This window comes from Qipengyuania pelagi (assembly GCF_009827295.1).
In the GTDB taxonomy this organism is placed as follows: domain Bacteria; phylum Pseudomonadota; class Alphaproteobacteria; order Sphingomonadales; family Sphingomonadaceae; genus Qipengyuania; species Qipengyuania pelagi.
In genome coordinates this window covers 183,627-200,816 of record NZ_WTYD01000001.1, presented here as the reverse complement: position 1 = coordinate 200,816, position 17,190 = coordinate 183,627, and the positions used below count along the sequence as shown (strand labels likewise).

The 17,190-nt window shown below is 64.2% G+C and carries 14 protein-coding genes; 9 read left to right on the top strand and 5 right to left on the bottom strand.

Translation table 11 applies throughout. The features are described from left to right. Positions 1 to 156 precede the first annotated feature (156 nt). Positions 157 to 2,865: a TonB-dependent receptor gene (locus tag GRI47_RS00985; protein ID WP_160659552.1), complete on the top strand. Its 2,709-nt coding sequence runs from the start codon at positions 157 to 159 to the stop codon at positions 2,863 to 2,865. 85 nt (positions 2,866 to 2,950) lie between these two features. Beyond that, the gene (locus GRI47_RS00980; protein ID WP_160659551.1) at positions 2,951 to 4,918 is read left to right on the top strand and encodes a tetratricopeptide repeat-containing sulfotransferase family protein; all 1,968 of its coding nucleotides are present in this window, start codon (positions 2,951 to 2,953) and stop codon (positions 4,916 to 4,918) included. On the opposite strand, the gene GRI47_RS00975 is transcribed toward GRI47_RS00980, so the two are convergent. The 3 genes from GRI47_RS00975 to GRI47_RS00965 all read right to left on the bottom strand — a co-directional run bounded on the left by GRI47_RS00975 (position 4,915) and on the right by GRI47_RS00965 (position 6,889). Further along, complete coding sequence (locus GRI47_RS00975; RefSeq protein WP_237452684.1) at positions 4,915 to 5,553, bottom strand: N-acetylmuramoyl-L-alanine amidase; 639 nt, start codon at positions 5,551 to 5,553, stop codon at positions 4,915 to 4,917. The genes GRI47_RS00980 and GRI47_RS00975 overlap by 4 nt on opposite strands. 122 nt (positions 5,554 to 5,675) lie before the next feature. Beyond that, positions 5,676 to 6,335, bottom strand: coding sequence for a histidine phosphotransferase family protein (locus tag GRI47_RS00970; RefSeq protein ID WP_160659549.1), 660 nt, complete (start codon positions 6,333 to 6,335; stop codon positions 5,676 to 5,678). A gap of 158 nt (positions 6,336 to 6,493) precedes the next feature. Continuing rightward, positions 6,494 to 6,889, bottom strand: a complete 396-nt coding sequence (locus tag GRI47_RS00965) for a M67 family metallopeptidase (RefSeq protein WP_160659548.1) — start codon at positions 6,887 to 6,889, stop codon at positions 6,494 to 6,496. A gap of 17 nt (positions 6,890 to 6,906) precedes the next feature. On the opposite strand from GRI47_RS00965, the gene GRI47_RS00960 reads away from it, so the two are divergent. The 5 genes from GRI47_RS00960 to GRI47_RS00940 all read left to right on the top strand — a co-directional run bounded on the left by GRI47_RS00960 (position 6,907) and on the right by GRI47_RS00940 (position 10,916). Further along, positions 6,907 to 7,851: an RluA family pseudouridine synthase gene (locus tag GRI47_RS00960; RefSeq protein WP_160659547.1), complete on the top strand. Its 945-nt coding sequence runs from the start codon at positions 6,907 to 6,909 to the stop codon at positions 7,849 to 7,851. A gap of 123 nt (positions 7,852 to 7,974) precedes the next feature. Continuing rightward, positions 7,975 to 8,880 carry an RNA polymerase sigma factor RpoH gene (gene rpoH / locus GRI47_RS00955; RefSeq protein ID WP_202387129.1) on the top strand — a complete coding sequence of 302 codons (906 nt, stop codon included), beginning with the start codon at positions 7,975 to 7,977 and terminating at the stop codon, positions 8,878 to 8,880. Positions 8,881 to 8,971: 91 nt separating this feature from the next. Beyond that, positions 8,972 to 9,265, top strand: coding sequence for a hypothetical protein (locus GRI47_RS00950; RefSeq protein ID WP_160659546.1), 294 nt, complete (start codon positions 8,972 to 8,974; stop codon positions 9,263 to 9,265). Between the two features lie 28 nt (positions 9,266 to 9,293). Next, complete coding sequence (mtgA, locus tag GRI47_RS00945; RefSeq protein ID WP_160659545.1) at positions 9,294 to 9,962, top strand: monofunctional biosynthetic peptidoglycan transglycosylase; 669 nt, start codon at positions 9,294 to 9,296, stop codon at positions 9,960 to 9,962. 3 nt (positions 9,963 to 9,965) lie between these two features. Further along, entirely contained in the window at positions 9,966 to 10,916 is a 951-nt protein-coding gene (locus GRI47_RS00940) for a cation diffusion facilitator family transporter (protein WP_160659544.1), read from the top strand. Positions 10,917 to 11,023: 107 nt separating this feature from the next. Here GRI47_RS00940 and clpX read toward each other — a convergent pair whose 3' ends face one another. Together clpX and GRI47_RS00930 are read right to left on the bottom strand one after the other, a co-directional pair. Next, a complete protein-coding gene (clpX, locus tag GRI47_RS00935; RefSeq protein ID WP_160659543.1) occupies positions 11,024 to 12,289 on the bottom strand; it encodes an ATP-dependent Clp protease ATP-binding subunit ClpX in 1,266 nt (421 codons plus the stop codon). Between the two features lie 224 nt (positions 12,290 to 12,513). Then, entirely contained in the window at positions 12,514 to 13,215 is a 702-nt protein-coding gene (locus GRI47_RS00930) for an ATP-dependent Clp protease proteolytic subunit (RefSeq protein ID WP_160659542.1), read from the bottom strand. A gap of 201 nt (positions 13,216 to 13,416) precedes the next feature. On the opposite strand from GRI47_RS00930, the gene GRI47_RS00925 reads away from it, so the two are divergent. Beyond that, the gene (locus GRI47_RS00925; RefSeq protein ID WP_160659541.1) at positions 13,417 to 15,546 is read left to right on the top strand and encodes a TonB-dependent receptor plug domain-containing protein; all 2,130 of its coding nucleotides are present in this window, start codon (positions 13,417 to 13,419) and stop codon (positions 15,544 to 15,546) included. A gap of 43 nt (positions 15,547 to 15,589) precedes the next feature. After that, positions 15,590 to 17,182, top strand: a complete 1,593-nt coding sequence (locus GRI47_RS00920) for an amidase (protein WP_160659540.1) — start codon at positions 15,590 to 15,592, stop codon at positions 17,180 to 17,182. Positions 17,183 to 17,190: the final 8 nt, after the last annotated feature.

The window sequence follows — 17,190 nt, the reverse complement described above, 5'->3', positions numbered from 1 at the left end:
GCTGGCTGTGGTCCCAGCAGGATCGGTTTGTTACCCCTAGAGACCTAGCAAAAATCACAATTGACAACCGGCTGACACCCGTCGCGCCGGATTGCGTCAACTCGTCCGCAGAAGACGGCCCGGGAAACCGGGCAGAAACAGAAAGGGGCCAAACCCATGAAAAACCACGCCACCGGCGCGTCGATCGGCGCGCTCGCCATCGCACTCGCCGCGCCAGCCGCTGCGCAGCAGTCCGCCACTCCGCAGACATCCTCCGCTCCATCTCAGGCAGGGGCGCAGACAGGAACTCAGGCTGCGACGCAGCCAGCCGCCCAGCGCCAGGGCGGGCTCCAGACCATCGTCGTGACCGCCCAGCGCCGCAGCGAAAACCTTCAGGACGTGCCGATCTCGGTCCAGGCGCTGGGCGAGGAACAGCTCGACCAGCTGAACATCTCCACCTTCGACGATTATCTCGAGGAACTGCCCACGGTGACCGCCGGGGGCGGCAGCCCGGGCCAGAGCACGATCTACATTCGCGGCCTTGCCTCCACCACGCCGAACCTGACCACGGCGGGCGTGGCGGGTCTCGCACCCAACGTCTCGCTCTATCTCGACGAACAGCCGCTGTCCCAGCCGGGCCGCAATCTCGATGTCTACGCCGCCGATCTCGAACGGATCGAGGTTCTGTCCGGTCCGCAGGGCACGCTGTTCGGCGCGAGTTCGCAGGCGGGCGTCGTGCGCCTCATCACCAACAAGCCCGAACTCGGCGCCTTCGATGCGAAGGTCACGCTGGGCACGGCCTTCACCAAGGGCGGCGAGACCAGCTACAACGCCGAAGCCATGCTGAACGTGCCGATCTTCGACAGCTTGGCGCTGCGCGGTGTGGTCTATCTCGACGATCAGGGCGGCTATGTCGACAATGTCGCCGGTATCCGCACAGCCCGCGAAAGCGCGCGCTTCCGTCCTGCGGGCACGGTGCGTCGCAACGGTGTTCCGGTGGCCCCCAACCGCGCGGGCTTCCAGGCCGGGGCCGATTTCTCCAACGTCACCTTCCTCGAAGCCAACAATGCCGGGCTGGTCGAGGAGGATTTCAACGACACGCAATATTCGGGTTTCCGCGTCACCGCGCTCTACGAAGTCTCGCCCGACTGGCAAATCACGCTGGCGCATAGCCGCCAGAGCCTGGAGAGCGACGGCGTCTTTTTCTCCGACCCCGAACTCGACCTCGACGATCTGGAAATCCAGCGTTTCGAGGACGACCGGCTGGAGGACGATTTCTCCAACACCGCCTGGAGCGTCGAAGGCCGTCTCGGAATGCTCGACGTGATCTACAACGGCGCCTACACCGACCGCGAGACCGAGCAGCGGATCGATTATTCCGATTACCTGTTCGCGGGCCAGTATCTTCCCTATTACATCTGCGACGGTTCGGTCAGCTATCCGGGCGATGCCGCGCCGAGCGGGACCTGCCAACCGCCCAACGCCTTCGTGACGTCGGACACCGATCTGACAAAGTTCACCCAGGAATTGCGCGTCAACACCCCGGAAGAGAACCGCTTCCGCGTCAGCGCCGGGGGCTTCTATTCGCGCCTCGTCCTGAAAGAGCGCAACGATTACAATTATCCGGGTAACATCGCCGCGGCGCCCTTCGGTGCGTTCGCGCCCAATTTCCCGTTCCCCGGCGCGTTCCAGTCCGATCCCGGCCCGCTTCCGGCCACCGCGATCTTCCGCAACGACGTGAAGCGCACCGACGAGCAGATCGGCCTCTTCGGCCAGGCGAGCTTCGACATCGTGCCCGACCTGATCTCGATTACCGGCGGGGCGCGGTATTACGACGTGGCGGTCGATTTCGAAGGCACCGCGAACAGCAGCTTCTGCAATTCGGGCGCGGCACAGGACGCCGACGCCTTCGGCACGAACATCTCCGACCTTTACGATGGCGATGGCCAGTACACCTTCATCGGCTCGTGCAACGCGGATCTCCGCCAGACCTTCGACTTGAACGACAGCCTCGCCGACATTCAGGCAGCCGGGCTCAGTGCGGCGCAGGCGCAGCAGGTGTTCAACGCGGTGCGCGCGCCGGACGAGGCGCGCACCAAGGGCGTGATCTTCAAGGGCACGGTGAACTTCACCCCGACCGAAGATCTTCTGTTCTACGCCACCTATTCCGAAGGCTTCCGTCCGGGCCTGCTCAACCGCCCCGGCGGCGCGCAGGGACCCGGCGGCTTCACCGTTCCCTTCGAGCTGGAATCGGACGAGGTACAGAATTACGAGGTCGGCGCGAAAACGCAGCTCTTCGACCGGCAGCTGCGCATCAATGGCAGCCTGTTCTATGTCGATATCAGCAATCTGCAGACGACGATCTTCGATCCCAGCATCACCAATCTGTTCTTCAGTGACAATGCGGCCAATGCGGAGATCAAGGGGTTAGAGGCGGACTTCACCTTCGCGCCCTATGCGATGCCGGGCCTGACCCTGTCGGGCGCCATCTCGCTGCTCGATACCGAGATCACCGAAGTGCTGACTCCGACCGACGATGTGCAGGAAGGCTCCGACCTCGCTTATGCGCCGTCTTTCCAGGGCAATCTGCGCGTACGCTACGAATGGGATCTGTCGGACCGGCTCGAAGCCTTCGTGCAGCCATCGGTGTCGCATTCGGCGTCGAAGTTCACCGACATCGTCGCAATCAACCGGCTCGAGCTAGACAGCTACACGCTGGTGAACCTGTCGGCCGGCGTTTCCTACGATCAGTGGAAGTTCGAAGTGTACGGGGCGAACCTGTTCGACGAACGCGCCCAGATCGCGGGCGACTTCTACTACGATCGTCCGCGCATCGTCACCAACCGACCGCTGACGGTGGGGCTGAAGGCCAGCTTCAGCTACTGATCGCGATCCTGATCACGCACACACGGCGGGGGCGAACCTTCTTGAAGGTTTGCCCCCGTCCGCCATTTTTGCGAGGTGCCCTGGCATGAGCGATCACAGCGAAAGTCTCGGTCGGGCCCGCTTGGCGTTGCAGCAAGGCGATTTCGCTGCCGGGCTGGCGGAGGCCGAAAAGCTTCTGGCGCGCGAGGCTGCGGATGCGGATGCGCTGTACATGGCAGCCGTCGCGGCCCGCTATCTCGATCGCCATGGCGAGGCCGCAGCCTATCTGGCGCGGCTCCACGCCGAAATGCCCGAATACGGCCGCGCCTGGCAGGAAGCCGGTCATCTCGCCCGCGCGCAGGGACGCGATGCGGAGGCGCTGACCGCCTATGCGCGGGCGGTTCGGTTCAATCCCGCCCTCAGCGCCAGCTGGACCGCCCAGACTGAGCTGTTCGCGGCAGCGGGCCGTGCGGATCAGGCCGCCGCCGCGCGCGAACAGGCGCAGCGCATCGCCGCGCTCCCGCGCGAGCTGGTGGCCGTCACCCATCACCTTCACGAAGGCCGCCCCCTGCGCGCGGAGGAAATCTGCCGCCATTTCCTGCGCCGCAATCCGCGCCATGTCGAAGCGATGCGCCTGCTCGCGCAGATCGGGATGCGGCTCGGCATTCTCGACGATGCGGAATTCCTGCTGAACAGCGCCGTCGCTTTCGAACCCGACAATATCCAGGTCAGGCTCGATTATATCGACGTGCTGCGCAAGCGGCAGAAATTCGAACGCTCGCGCGAGGAGGCGGAGGCGCTGTATGATCGCGATCCCGCCAGCCCCCTGTTCCAGTCGCATCTCGCGATCGAAAGTATGCAGACCGGGGATTACGAGCGGGCCTTCGCCCTGTTCGATACCGTCCTTGAGAGGCTGCCGAGCGATGCGGCGACGCTGACCTCGCGCGGCCATGCGCTCAAGACCACCGGACAGCAGGACGATGCCGTCGCGTCCTATCGCGCCGCCATCGCCGCCAAGCCGGATCATGGCGATGCCTATTACGCGCTCGCCAATCTCAAGACCTACCGCTTCACCGAAGCGGAAATCGCCGCGATGCACGCGCAGCTCCAACGGCCCGAAATCGCCTTCATGGACCGCGTCCACCTTAGCTTCGCGCTCGGCAAGGCGCATGAGGATCGCGAGGAATACGAGGCGTCGTTCGGTTTCTACGAGGCTGGCAATGCGCTGAAACGACGCCAGACCCGCTACGATGCGGACCGGATGAGCGAGGAATTCGCGGCCCAGAAAGAGACCTGCACACGCGACCTGTTCGACGGCAGGCAAGGCGCGGGCGATCCGGCGCGCGATCCGATCTTCATTCTCGGCCTGCCGCGTGCGGGCTCCACCCTGCTCGAACAGATCCTTGCCAGCCATTCGCAGATCGACGGGACGCTGGAACTGCCGAACGTGCTCGCGCTGGCGCACCGCCTGCGGGGTCGCAAAGCGGGTCAGTCACGCTATCCGCAAGTGCTCCACGATCTGACCGACGAACAGCTCACCGGATTCGGCCGGGATTTCCTCATCAACACCCGCATCCATCGCCAGGGCGCGCCGTTCTTCATCGACAAGATGCCGAACAATTTCCGGCATATCGGCCTGATCCAGCTGATCCTGCCGAATGCGACGATCATCGACGCCCGGCGCGATCCGATGGATTGCTGTTTCTCCGGCTTCAAGCAGCTCTTCGCCGAAGGGCAGGACTTCACCTACGGCCTGACCGAGATCGGGCGCTATTATGCGGATTACGTCGACCTGATGGCGCATTGGGACGAGGTTCTGCCCGGCAAGGTCCTGCGCGTTAGGCACGAGGATGTCCTCGATGATCTCGAAGGCCAGACCCGCCGGATGCTCGACCATATCGGCCTGCCGTTCGAGGAGGAGTGCCTGCACTTCCACCGCACCGCCCGCGCCGTCCGCACGGCGAGTTCCGAACAGGTGCGCCGCCCCATAAATCGCTCCGGCCAGGGCGCCTGGAAGCCCTACGAGCCCTGGCTCGGAGACCTGAAGAGCGCGCTCGGCCCGCTCGCCGGTTAGCGCGTGGTGCCGCGGTCGCGGTCGAGCAGGAGCTGGAACAGGATCGCGCGCACCTCGCCATCGATGATCCCGTCGATCCGGCGCGGGCGCCAGCGGCGCTGGAAGGCCTCGACCGCCTTGTGCCCGTCGGTGATATCGTAGCCGAAGCGTTCGAGCGCGAGATAGAACGAGGCGTCATTGTCGAACGGATCGCCGCGTTCGAGCTTTTCGGGGATCGGCAGGCAAAGCCCGTATTCGGCCAGCCGCTCCCACGGAAACAGCTCGCCCGGATCGATCTTGCGCTGCGGCGCGACGTCCGAATGGCCGACCACGTTGGCGCGCGGAATGTCGAACCGCTTGACCATGCGCGCGACCAAGGGGACGAGCGCTTCGAACTGCGCATCGTTGAATCCGCGATAGCCGTATTTGTGGCCCGGATGGTCGAGCTCGATCCCGATACTCGCCGAATTGACGTCCTTGATCCCGCGCCAATAGGACACGCCCGCGTGCCAGGCGCGCTTTTCCTCGGGCACCAGCCGGACGACCTCGCCCTGCTCGCCGATCAGATAGTGGGCCGAAACCTTGGCTTCGGGATCGCACAACCGCTCGATCGCGAAGCCCTTGTCCTCCATTTCGGTGTAATGGATGACGACCATGGTAATCGGCAGGGCACGCTCGTCATGGTTGGGCGAGAGCACTTCGCGATGGACCAGCTCGTCACGGCTGGAGGGCAAACCCTCTCCCGCAGATCCGAAATCCGATCCTTCCGATTGCCCGCTCACCCGATCATGCCTTCGGGTTCGGGAAGAACCGCACCCAGGACCAGCGCATCGTCGCCGCGCGCATATTGCAGGCCGCCGCCACATTCCTGCGCCAGAAGATGGATCATATGGGCAGGCGCGGTGCGACTGGTCAGCTCGTCGCTCGCCAGCTTGCCGTCGAGCGCGCGGCCCAGAACCTCGTCGAAGGCGATCTTGGTGCCCGCGGCGCGGATCACGATCTCGCAGGCGCCGTCCCTGACCTCAGCGCCCACATCGAGCGTACCGCCACGCACCAGCGCATCCAAGGCGATCTGGGCGAAATTCAGCAGCACCTTGACCGCAGGCTTCGCCAGCGTGCCGCTTGCAAGGGCCCAGTTCACCTCGATCCGACCCTTGTCGGCGGCGAGCGACTGGATCAGGTCCTTCGGCTCCTCGATCCCGACCCGGTCCCCGAAACCGCCTGCCGCCCCATAGGCAAGGCGGAAATATTTCAATTTGTTGGTGCTGATCGTCGCGCTCTGTTCGAGCAGTTCCATGCAATTCTGCCGCATCTCGGGGTCGGTTTCGCTGGCGAGCAGTTCCAGCCCGTTCGACATGGCGCCGACCGGCGACAGCATGTCGTGGCAAAGGCGCGAACACAGCAATGCGGCGAGATCGGTGGCAGAGGTGGCGGTCATCGTATTCCTATTCCGGGCATGGCGCGAGCGGCCACACAGCCGCCCTTCGCATCGCAATCACATTCGGCATCCCAATCGCGTCGGCAAGACAGGGCATTCGCGCGGCGTAGGGAGGAACGCCTGCGCGAACAGGCCGATGGCAGGATGCGCGGACCCGTCTAGCCATGGTGGACGCTGTAGGAAAGTGGTTCGAAACCATCTTTCGCATCGCGCCAGATCGCGATTTTCCCTTCGCCGACGATCGCCCACACTCTGCCGTCCCCCGTGCCCTGCGCGCGGTCGGTCGCCGAAGGTTCGGGCGGACCGAGGGGATGCGAGTGGTAGTAGCCGACGAGGACCGGGCCTCCCGACCGTGCATCCCGGTGCGCGTCGATCAGGGTCTGCGGGTCGATCTCGAAGAACCGCGCCGGGTCGGGATGGACGTTGGCCGCAGGTCGCGCTTCGTGGATATGATCGTCCTCGCCCAGCAGCAATCCGCAGCATTCCAGGGGGTGCGAGGCTTCGGCCTCTGCAAACATGCGGTCGATCGCCTGCCTTGTCACCACGAGAGCCATGGCGCATGGCTATAACGATGTCCGGCCCCGAATGCATCACTGGCACGCTTCCCGCCGCGAACCGCCTCGACAAGGCCATCGCCGAGGCAACGGACCTTTCGCGCGAACGGATCAAGGGGCTGATCGCGGACGGGGCCGTCACCTTGGGGGGCGCGGTTGCAACCTCCGCCAGCGCCAGAGTGGCAGAGGGCGTGACTTTCACCGTCGCGCTCCCCCCGCTCGCTCCCCTCGACCTCGAGCCGCAGGACATTCCGCTCGAAATCGTGTTCGAGGACGAGCATCTGATCGTCGTCAACAAGCCTGCGGGGATGGTGGTCCACCCGGCGGCGGGAAACCGCGACGGTACGCTGGTCAATGCGCTGCTCCACCATTGCCGGGGCCGGTTGTCGGGGATCAACGGGGTGGAGCGGCCCGGTATCGTCCATCGGATCGACAAGGACACGTCCGGGCTGCTGGTGGTCGCCAAGACCGATGCGGCGCATGAGGGGCTGGCGCGCCAATTCGCCGACCATTCGATCCATCGCCGCTATCTGGCGGTTTGCGCGGGCCATCCGAACCCGCCTGTCGGGACGATCGACGCGCGCCTCGGACGCTCGGATCGGGACCGCAAGAAAATGGCCGTGCTCGCGAAGGATTCCTCACGCGGGAAACATGCGGTCACGCATTATACGCTCGTCCAGCGACTCGCCCATGCCGCGCTGATCGAATGCCGGCTGGAAACGGGCCGCACCCACCAGGTGCGCGTTCACTGCGCATCAATCGGTCATCCGCTATTGGGAGACCCAGTCTATGGACGCACGCCGAAACCGCTTCGCAGCCTTCTCGACAGCCTCGCTTTCAGGCGTCAGGCACTTCACGCGGCGGAGCTGGGCTTCATCCATCCGGCGACCGGCAAAACGGTGGAATTCCGCGCCGAACTGCCCCGCGACATGCGGGAACTTATCGACGAAACCGCACGTTGAAATCGATGAAGAGCGCTTCACGCGCACCGATCCGAAGACTATATATCCAACCAGCGGCCCACAGCCGCGGATGCCCATCAGGGGTCCGCGCACAGAGGCTGGCTAGAGAAAGGTCAGGGTACCATGAGCAAGTCCAAATCCTTGAGCGTTCCGGCGCTCGGCGGCGAAAAGAGCCTCAATCGCTATCTCGCCGAAATCAAGAAATTCCCCATCCTCACCGCCGAGCAGGAATATATGCTCGCCAAGCGGTATGAAGAGCACGAGGACAGCGAGGCCGCGGCCCAGCTCGTCACCTCGCACCTGCGCCTCGTGGCGAAGATCGCCATGGGCTATCGCGGCTACGGCCTGCCGGTGTCGGACCTGATCTCGGAAGGCAATGTCGGCCTGATGCAGGGCGTCAAGAAGTTCGAGGCCGATCGCGGCTTCCGTCTGGCGACCTATGCGATGTGGTGGATCAAGGCTTCGATCCAGGAATTCATCCTGCGCAGCTGGAGCCTCGTGAAGATGGGCACCACCGCCGCGCAGAAGAAACTGTTCTTCAACCTGCGCCGGATGAAGAAGCAGCTCGAAGCCTACGAGGACAGCGATCTCCATCCCGATGACGTGACCAAGATCGCGACCGATCTCGGCGTGCCCGAGCAGGAAGTCATCAACATGAACCGCCGCATGATGATGGGGGGCGACGGATCGCTCAACGTCTCCATGCGCAATGGCGAGGAAGGCTCGGGCGAATGGCTCGACTGGCTGACCGACGATCGCCCCTTGCAGGACGAGACCGTCGCCGACGCCGAAGAGGCCGAGGTGCGGCATGACATGCTGCTGGAAGCGATGGACAGCCTGAACGATCGCGAAAAGCACATCCTCACCGAACGGCGCCTGACGGAAAACCCGCAGACGCTGGAGGAATTGAGCCAGGTCTACGACGTCAGCCGCGAACGCATCCGCCAGATCGAGGTGCGGGCGTTCGAGAAATTGCAGAAGTCGATGAAGACGATCGCGGGTGACCGGCTGCTGCCGGGTATGGCCTGATCCCTCGCCGGCGGATCACGCGCGTCCAATGACACGAAAGGGGCGTTGGCTGCTATATGCGGCCATCGCCCTTTTCGCTTTCTGGCCGCGTTTGATCGATCTGAGTGCCTGGCCAGACGACCCGCTCGCCCGCGCCTACGAGGCCGAGGCACGTGATACGCTCGCCCTGATGCGCGACAATCCCATCCAGCAGGCGTTCGACGCGATCTTCTTGCAGCAATGGCGTTTCTCCGACTGGCGCGAAGTGCCGGGAAGCGGCGAAGGCAGCACCTCGCTACCGAGCCTGATGGATGTGCAGGTCACGGCGACCGCGCTTGGCCCTTGGGGCATCCCCTATGCGCGCTACACCATCGGATGCGGGGGCGCCTGCTCGCAATTGCGGTAAAGCGCCTCAGCGTTTAGACGCCTGCTCCATGCTGTGGCTGATGAAATTCCTCGCCAAGATCGTGTTCGGCTTCGTCGCGCTGAGCCTGTTTTTCGTCGTCCTCTACAAATTCGTGCCCGTGCCCGTCACCGCGACCATGCTGATGGACGAGAACGGCATCACCAAGGATTGGGAGCCGCTCTCCGATATCGACCGCAATCTGGTGCGCGCGGCGATCGCTGCGGAGGATGGCAAATTCTGTTCGCATAACGGCTTCGACCAGGAAGCGATCGAGAACGCGATCCGGCGGAACCGGGAAGGCGGGCGCATCCGCGGCGGCTCCACGATCAGCCAGCAGACCGCAAAGAATGTGTTTCTCTGGCAGGGCGGCGGCTATTTCAGGAAGGGGCTGGAAGCCTGGTTCACCTTCCTGATCGAGAATATCTGGGGCAAGCGCCGGACCATGGAGGTCTATCTCAACGTCGCGGAGACCGGGATCGGGACTTACGGAGCGGAGGCAGGCGCACAGCGCTATTTCAACAAATCCGCCGCCAGCCTCGCGCCGATCGAGGCGGCGCGCATGGCCGCCGCGCTGCCCCTGCCCAAGGAACGTTCGGTGGTGAATCCGGGCGGCTGGCTGCGCCGTCACGGCAATACGATTTCCGCCCGGATCGGCGTGGTGGGGCGTGACGGGTTGGACGCCTGCGTCTACGAATAAAGGATGGGGTCGCATCACGAACATTCGCATGAGCGCGGGCACGGGCACGACCATGCTCACGGACACGACCATGCTCACGGACACGGACACTCCCATGCCCCGAAGGATTTCGGCCGCGCCTTCCTGATCGGCATCGTGCTCAACACCGGCTTCGTCGTGGTCGAGGCGGTGTATGGCTGGCTGTCGGGCTCGATGGCGCTGATCGCGGATGCGGGCCATAATCTGTCCGACGTGCTGGCCCTGCTGCTCGCCTGGGGCGCCAGCGCGGCGGCCAAGCGACCGGCGACCCAACGTTTCACCTACGGGTTCAAATCCTCGACCATCCTTGCCGCGCTCGCCAATGCAGGCCTTTTGCTGATCGCGATCGGCGCGATCCTGTTCGAGACGCTGCGCCGCGTCGCCGAACCTGCGCCTGTACAGGGCGAGACGATGGCGGTGGTGGCGGGCATCGGCATCCTCGTGAATGCGGGCACCGCCGCACTGTTCCTGAAAGGTCAGGACGACATCAACATTCGCGGCGCCTTCCTCCACATGGCGGCGGACGCGCTGGTGAGCCTCGGTGTGGTAATTGCGGGACTGGCGATCCTGTGGACCGGCGAACGCTGGATCGACCCTGCCGTCAGCATCGCGATCGTGCTGGTGATCGCCTGGGGCACCTGGGGCCTTCTGAAGGACAGCGTCGCGATGAGCCTTCTGGCCGTGCCCAAGACCGTTTCGCAAAGCGGTGTGCGCGCCTATCTCGCCGGATTACCGGGCGTCGAGGTGGTGCACGATCTTCATATCTGGCCGATGAGCACCACCGAAACCGCCCTCACCGCACATCTGGTGATGCCGGGCGGCCATCCGGGCGACGATTTCCTGCGCGAGGTGGCGGAAGAACTCGCGCACCATCACCGGATCGGCCACACGACGATCCAGATCGAGCGCGACCGGGTCTGCGTCGGAGGCTGCTGAGGGGGTTAAACCGCTCGACAAGGCGGAATTGTCGGACGCGAAAAAGAGAAACCCCTCCCCTGCAAACGCAAGGGAGGGGTCAATCCTGTTTCTTTTCCAAGAGAGCGTTAAGCCGCCTCTTCCTTATCCTTCTTGCCGCCATGGACCTGGATCGGTTCCTTGCGGCCTTCGACCACGTCCTTGTCGACCACGATCTCGCTCACCCCGTCCATGTCCGGCAGGTCGAACATCGTGTCGAGCAGGATGCCTTCCACGATCGAGCGCAGGCCGCGCGCGCCGGTCTTGCGGGCGATGGCGCGGTCGGCGATGGCCTTCAGCGCATCGTCCTTGAAGGTCAGCTCGACATCCTCGAGCTCGAACATCTTGGCGTATTGCTTGACCAGCGCGTTGCGCGGTTCGGTGAGGATCGTCACCAGCGCATCGACGTCGAGATCGCGCAGAGTGGCGATCACCGGCAGACGACCGACGAATTCGGGGATCAGGCCGAATTTGAGCAGATCTTCCGGTTCGCTCTTTTCGAGCAGTTCGCCCACGCGGCGCTTGTCCGGGTCGGCGACATGGGCGCCGAAGCCGATCGAACGCTTCTGCAAGCGGTCCGCGATGATCTTGTCGAGCCCCGCGAACGCACCCCCGCAGATGAACAGGATGTTGGTCGTATCGACCTGGAGGAATTCCTGCTGCGGATGCTTGCGCCCGCCCTGCGGCGGAACCGAGGCGGTGGTGCCTTCCATTAGCTTCAACAGCGCCTGCTGCACGCCCTCGCCCGACACGTCGCGCGTGATCGAGGGATTTTCCGCCTTGCGCGTGATCTTGTCGATCTCGTCGATATAGACGATGCCGTGCTGGGCCTTCTCGACATTGTAGTCGGAGGCCTGGAGCAGCTTCAGGATGATGTTCTCGACATCCTCGCCGACATAGCCCGCTTCGGTCAGCGTGGTCGCATCGGCCATGGTGAAGGGCACGTCGAAAGTGCGCGCCAGCGTCTGGGCGAGCAGCGTCTTGCCGCAGCCGGTCGGGCCGACGAGCAGGATGTTCGACTTGGCGAGTTCGACGTCGCCCGCCTTGCCCGCATGCTTCAGCCGCTTGTAGTGATTATGCACCGCGACCGAGAGCACGCGCTTGGCGCGATCCTGCCCGATCACGTAATCATTGAGCGTCGCAAAGATTTCCGAAGGCGTGGGGATGTCCCCTTCCTTCTTGCCGGCGATGCCAGCCTTGGTCTCTTCGCGGATGATGTCGTTGCACAGTTCGACGCATTCGTCACAGATGAATACGGTCGGCCCGGCGATGAGCTTCCTCACCTCGTGCTGGGACTTGCCGCAGAAGCTGCAATACAGCGTCGATTTGCTATCGGTTCCGGTCAACTCGGTCATATCCTGTCTTCGCCCCGCTACGCCTTCGGCGAACAGCCGTTTGTAGGCGCCAGCGGAGCAGGGTCAACACTGTAGCGGAGACACGGCGCCCGCTCCGGGATGGGCCGTGCCTTTCCAGCGCCATAGAAATCCTGCCACAGCCGGTCGGGTATACGCCCAACCGGCTGTCCAAAGCGTTAATCGCTTGTCGGGCAAATGCTTATCCGGCGCGTTCGCTCGGGGTCTTACTCGGGCGCGCCGCCCGACCCTTCGCCTTCGCCGCCTTCGCTCTCGGGCCGGGTCTCGAACACCTTGTCGACGATTCCGAATTCCATCGCTTCCTCGGCTTCGAGGAAGGTGTCACGGTCCATCGCCTTCTCGATCGCGGTCAGGCTCTGGCCGGTATATTTGACGTAGAGATCGTTCATCCGCTTGCGGATGCGCAGAATCTCGCGGGCCTGGATCTCGATGTCGCTCGCCATGCCGCGCGCGCCGCCCGAAGGCTGGTGGACCATGATTCGCGCGTTCGGCAGTGCGATTCGCATCCCCGGCTCGCCTGCCGCGAGGAGGAAGCTGCCCATCGAGGCGGCCTGCCCCATGCAGACGGTCGACACGCGCGGCTTGATATACTGCATCGTGTCGTGGATCGCCATGCCGGCCGTCACGACGCCGCCGGGCGAGTTGATGTACATGCTGATCGGCTTCGAGGGATTTTCGCTTTCGAGGAACAGCAGCTGCGCGGTGATGAGCGAGGCCATCCCGTCTTCCACCTGCCCGGTCACGAACACGATGCGTTCGCGCAGCAGGCGGCTGAAGATATCGAAGCTGCGCTCGCCCCGGCTGGTCTGTTCGACGACCACGGGCACGAGTGCGCCGGTGTTGGGATCGCGAGTGAACTGGCCCTGCGTTCCGTAAGTGTCGCCGAGTGCTGCGCTGAGATCGATCATAGTGATGGAGTGTCCTTGCCGTCCGTTTCGCCCCGCTATGTCGCTATCATAGGGGCGTTTTCAAGGGTGTTTACCCTATCGCGCAACACGGTGTGCGGTTCGACGCGCCACATCGGCGTCGGCAGACCGTTCATCGGGCGAGGATTGCACCCGGTCGATGGCGGATATTCGCGCCGACAAAAGCGATTACAGCTGTGGGCAATGAGGGAGGATATCTTCGCCAGTTACCGTTTCTGTCCGGCGTTGCGCTGGTGCGCCGCACTGCTGCTCGCAGGGACGGCCACCGCAGGGATAGCCCAGGATGGCGAGCCGCTTCAGGGCGAAGGCGCGCCGACCGCGAATGTCGCGGATGGCACCGAGAAGGGCCGGGGCACCGTCTACGAACCGGCGTATTTCGCCCAGTTCGCGCCGCGCAATGCGCTCGACATGGTCACGCGCATCCCCGGTTTCGTGATTACGGAACAGCGCGGTTCGGCACGCGGCCTCGGCCAGGCGAGCCAGAACGTCCTGATCAATGGCGAGCGGCTATCGAGCAAATCCGACGGCGCGCGCGACCAGTTGCAGCGCATCCCCGCAAGCGACGTGGTCCGGATCGAGATCGTGGATGGAACGGTCCTCGACATCCCCGGCCTCACCGGGCAGGTCGCCAATGTGGTCATCGCGCGCAGCGGCAGTTCGGGCCAGTTCCGCTACACGGCGGGCTTTCGCGCCTATAACGCGCAGCCGCAATTATACGGCGGTCAAATCTCGTTGACCGGCAAGAGCGGCGCGCTCGAATACACCGTCGCGCTCAGCAACGGCAATCAGCGCTTCGGCGCGGATGGCGACATCATCATCACCGATGGTCGCGGCGATCTCATCGAGACACAGGCGACCAAATTTTCCGGCGGGTTCGACAATCCTGAGCTTTCGACCCGCTTCACCTACAAATTCTCCGACAGCGTGCTTGCCAATCTGAATCTCAAATATGGCGAGGATTTCTTTTTCGAGGAGACGCCTGAAACCGCCACATCGCTGCTCCGCCCCCGGCGCGATCGCATCGCCGATGCGCGCGAGCGCGGGCCGGAATACGAGATCGGCGGCGATATAGAATTTCCCCTCGGCCCCGGCCGGATGAAACTGATCGGCTTGGAACGCTACGAGCGCGACGAGTTCGAAAGCCGCGTCATCGACAGCTTCGACGACGGCTCGCTGCCGCGCGGCAACCGCTTTACCCAGACCAACCGTATTGGCGAACGCATCGGACGATTCGAATATGGCTGGCGGATGCTCTCCGCCGACTGGCAGCTGGCTGGCGAGGCCGCGTTCAATCGCCTCGACCGCGCGTCAGGTCTGTTCCGCCTGTCTCCCGAAGGAGAGTTCGTCGCCATCCCCTTCCCCGCCGGGACGGGCGGCGTGACCGAGGATCGCTATGAGGCGATCCTGTCCTTCAGCAAGCAGGTCACGCGGACCATCGCCGTGCAGGCGACGGCGGGCGGTGAATATTCGCGCATCGAACAGACCGGCTCGGCGGCCAATTCGCGCAGCTTCCAGCGGCCCAAGGGATCGCTCTCGCTCGCCTGGACACCGGGCGGGAATTTCGACGCTTCGGTCAAGGTGACGCGCAAGGTCGGCCAGTTGTCGTTCGGCGATTTTCTCGCCAGCGTGGCGCTCGACGACGACAATCAGAACGCGGGCAACAATGCGCTGCGCCCGGTGCAGAGCTGGGATTTCAATATCGAGGCCAATCGCCGCTTCGGTCCGTGGGGGTCGCTCAAGCTCGAATATTCCTACCGCCGATTCGAGGATTTCATCGATTTCTTCCCGCTCGACAATGGCGGCGAGGCGCGGGGGAATATCGGCGATGCGCGATCCAGCCGGATCACCGCAACTGGTACGCTCAAGCTCGATCCGATCGGCGCGAAGGGCGTGCGTTTCGACGTCACCGCGGCGAGCGCGTCGCAGAACGTCACTGATCCGTTCACCGGGCTGGAGCGTCCGTTCTCCAACAGCACCATCGACTATATCGAGGCGAATTTTCGCCACGACATCGCGGAGTCCGATTGGGCCTATGGCGCCGGATTGTTCAGCAACGACAATGCGCCCTATTCGCGCCGCTTCGAGATCGGGCGCGGCGGCGAAGGCCCGACCTTCGTGGATGTGTTCGTGGAGAACAAGGATGTGTTCGGCCTGACGTTCAACGCCTCGGCGTCGAACATCCTTGGCGCGACGCAGAATTTCGAGCGCACGGTCTTCGCCGCGCCGCGTCCGACCGACGAGATCCTGTTCCGCGAGACCTCGCGCCGCCGGATCGGTCCGATCTTCCGCCTGACCGTCAGCGGGAATTTCTGATTTAGGCTTTGCTGCAAGGGCTTGGCGGTGGCAGTGCTGCCGCATGACCCGTCGCATCCTGCCCCTGCTCGCTCTCGCCTCGTCGCTTACCGCATGTGCCACCCAGGCTCAGGAGACCCCGCCTCCGATCGTTCGGATCGACATTCCACGCGTGGAGCTTCCTGCTGGCGTCGATCCCCTCGGTCCGAACAGCGGCATTCGCGAGGGAGAGGCAGTAGGCCAGGCAGTCAGGACGCTGAAATATGATGATGGTCCGAATGGTCTCAACGCCATCATCGCACTCGCGCCAGACATAACCGCACAGGTCCGCGCAGCACGGCGCCTTCCGCTCGCCGGGCGAACGGTGCTTGTGAAGGACAATATCGAAACCCGCGAATTGCCGACCACCGCCGGATCGCTCGCTCTCGCCAACAATCGCACCGGGCGCGACGCGCCGATGATCGCCAATCTGCGCCGCGCAGGCGGCGTGGTGATGGGCAAGACCAATCTCAGCGAATGGGCCAATATCCGCGACAGCAACTCGACCAGCGGGTGGAGCGCGGTGGGTGGGCTCGTCCGCAATCCTCACGCGATCGATCGCAACAGCTGCGGCTCGTCCTCGGGCAGCGGCGCGGCGGTGGCGGCGGGCTTCGCCTGGGCTGCGATCGGAACGGAGACCAACGGATCGATCACCTGCCCCGCCTCGATCAACGGCGTGGTCGGCTTCAAGCCCAGCGTCGGCGTGGTCAGCCGCACGCATGTCGTGCCCATTTCCAGCACGCAGGACACGGCCGGGCCGATGGCGCGCAGCGTCAAGGATGCCGCCATGCTCCTGACCGCCATTGCGGGTGCGGACCCGGCGGATGCCGTGACGACCACGGTGCCGAACCGTCCCGCCGATTACGCCGCCGGGCTGGCCGAGGCCTCGCTCGCGGGCGTGCGTATCGGCGTGATGCGCGGCCAGGTCGGCGATCGACAGGATTTGACCGCGACCTTCGATGCCGCGCTGGCCGATATGGAGCGGGCGGGCGCCGAGCTGGTCGAGATCGAGTTCGAACCCGACACCGCGATGTATCGCGACAGCTTCCAGGTGCTGATGTTCGAACTGCGCGAGGAGATGGGAAAATACCTGTCCTCCCTACCGGGGGAGGATATGCCCCGCAGCCTGGCCGACCTGATCGCCTTCAACGAAGCCAATAAAGAGACCGAAATGCGCTGGTTCGGGCAGGACCTGTTCGTCCAGGCGGAAGGCACCACCGACCGCGAGGCGTATGAAAAGGCGCGCGCCAATGCGGTGCGGATCGCGGGCGTGGAGACGATCGACAAGCTTCTGGCCGACAACAGGGTCAGATTCCTCGTCGCGCCGACGCGCGGCCCCGCCTGGGTCAGCGATCTCGTCAACGGGGACAATTTCAACGGCTCGATCGGCTTCGGCGCCCCCGCCGCGATCGCGGGCTATCCCCACCTGACCGTGCCGATGGGCGCGGTCGAGGGCCTGCCGGTCGGGATTTCGATCATCGGCGCGAAGTGGGACGATCACGCCGTTCTGAAGGCGGGCGCGGCCTATGAACGCGCACGCAGCGCCGTGTTGCCGCAGCCGCGTTTCGAACGCTGGAGCCCTCCCCTGCGCCCGTCCGCCCCCAGAATCGCCGACTAGGCGACCGC

What these genes read in the sequence shown, in the direction of transcription:
- GRI47_RS00985 (WP_160659552.1), top strand. Translation starts at nt 157, where the DNA reads ATGAAAAACCACGCCACCGGCGCGTCGATCGGCGCGCTCGCCATCGCA.
- GRI47_RS00980 (WP_160659551.1), top strand. Translation starts at nt 2,951, where the DNA reads ATGAGCGATCACAGCGAAAGTCTCGGTCGGGCCCGCTTGGCGTTGCAG.
- GRI47_RS00975 (WP_237452684.1), bottom strand. Translation starts at nt 5,553, where the DNA reads ATGGTCGTCATCCATTACACCGAAATGGAGGACAAGGGCTTCGCGATC.
- GRI47_RS00970 (WP_160659549.1), bottom strand. Translation starts at nt 6,335, where the DNA reads ATGACCGCCACCTCTGCCACCGATCTCGCCGCATTGCTGTGTTCGCGC.
- GRI47_RS00965 (WP_160659548.1), bottom strand. Translation starts at nt 6,889, where the DNA reads ATGGCTCTCGTGGTGACAAGGCAGGCGATCGACCGCATGTTTGCAGAG.
- GRI47_RS00960 (WP_160659547.1), top strand. Translation starts at nt 6,907, where the DNA reads ATGTCCGGCCCCGAATGCATCACTGGCACGCTTCCCGCCGCGAACCGC.
- rpoH (WP_202387129.1), top strand. Translation starts at nt 7,975, where the DNA reads ATGAGCAAGTCCAAATCCTTGAGCGTTCCGGCGCTCGGCGGCGAAAAG.
- mtgA (WP_160659545.1), top strand. Translation starts at nt 9,294, where the DNA reads ATGCTGTGGCTGATGAAATTCCTCGCCAAGATCGTGTTCGGCTTCGTC.
- GRI47_RS00940 (WP_160659544.1), top strand. Translation starts at nt 9,966, where the DNA reads ATGGGGTCGCATCACGAACATTCGCATGAGCGCGGGCACGGGCACGAC.
- clpX (WP_160659543.1), bottom strand. Translation starts at nt 12,289, where the DNA reads ATGACCGAGTTGACCGGAACCGATAGCAAATCGACGCTGTATTGCAGC.
- GRI47_RS00930 (WP_160659542.1), bottom strand. Translation starts at nt 13,215, where the DNA reads ATGATCGATCTCAGCGCAGCACTCGGCGACACTTACGGAACGCAGGGC.
- GRI47_RS00925 (WP_160659541.1), top strand. Translation starts at nt 13,417, where the DNA reads ATGAGGGAGGATATCTTCGCCAGTTACCGTTTCTGTCCGGCGTTGCGC.
- GRI47_RS00920 (WP_160659540.1), top strand. Translation starts at nt 15,590, where the DNA reads ATGACCCGTCGCATCCTGCCCCTGCTCGCTCTCGCCTCGTCGCTTACC.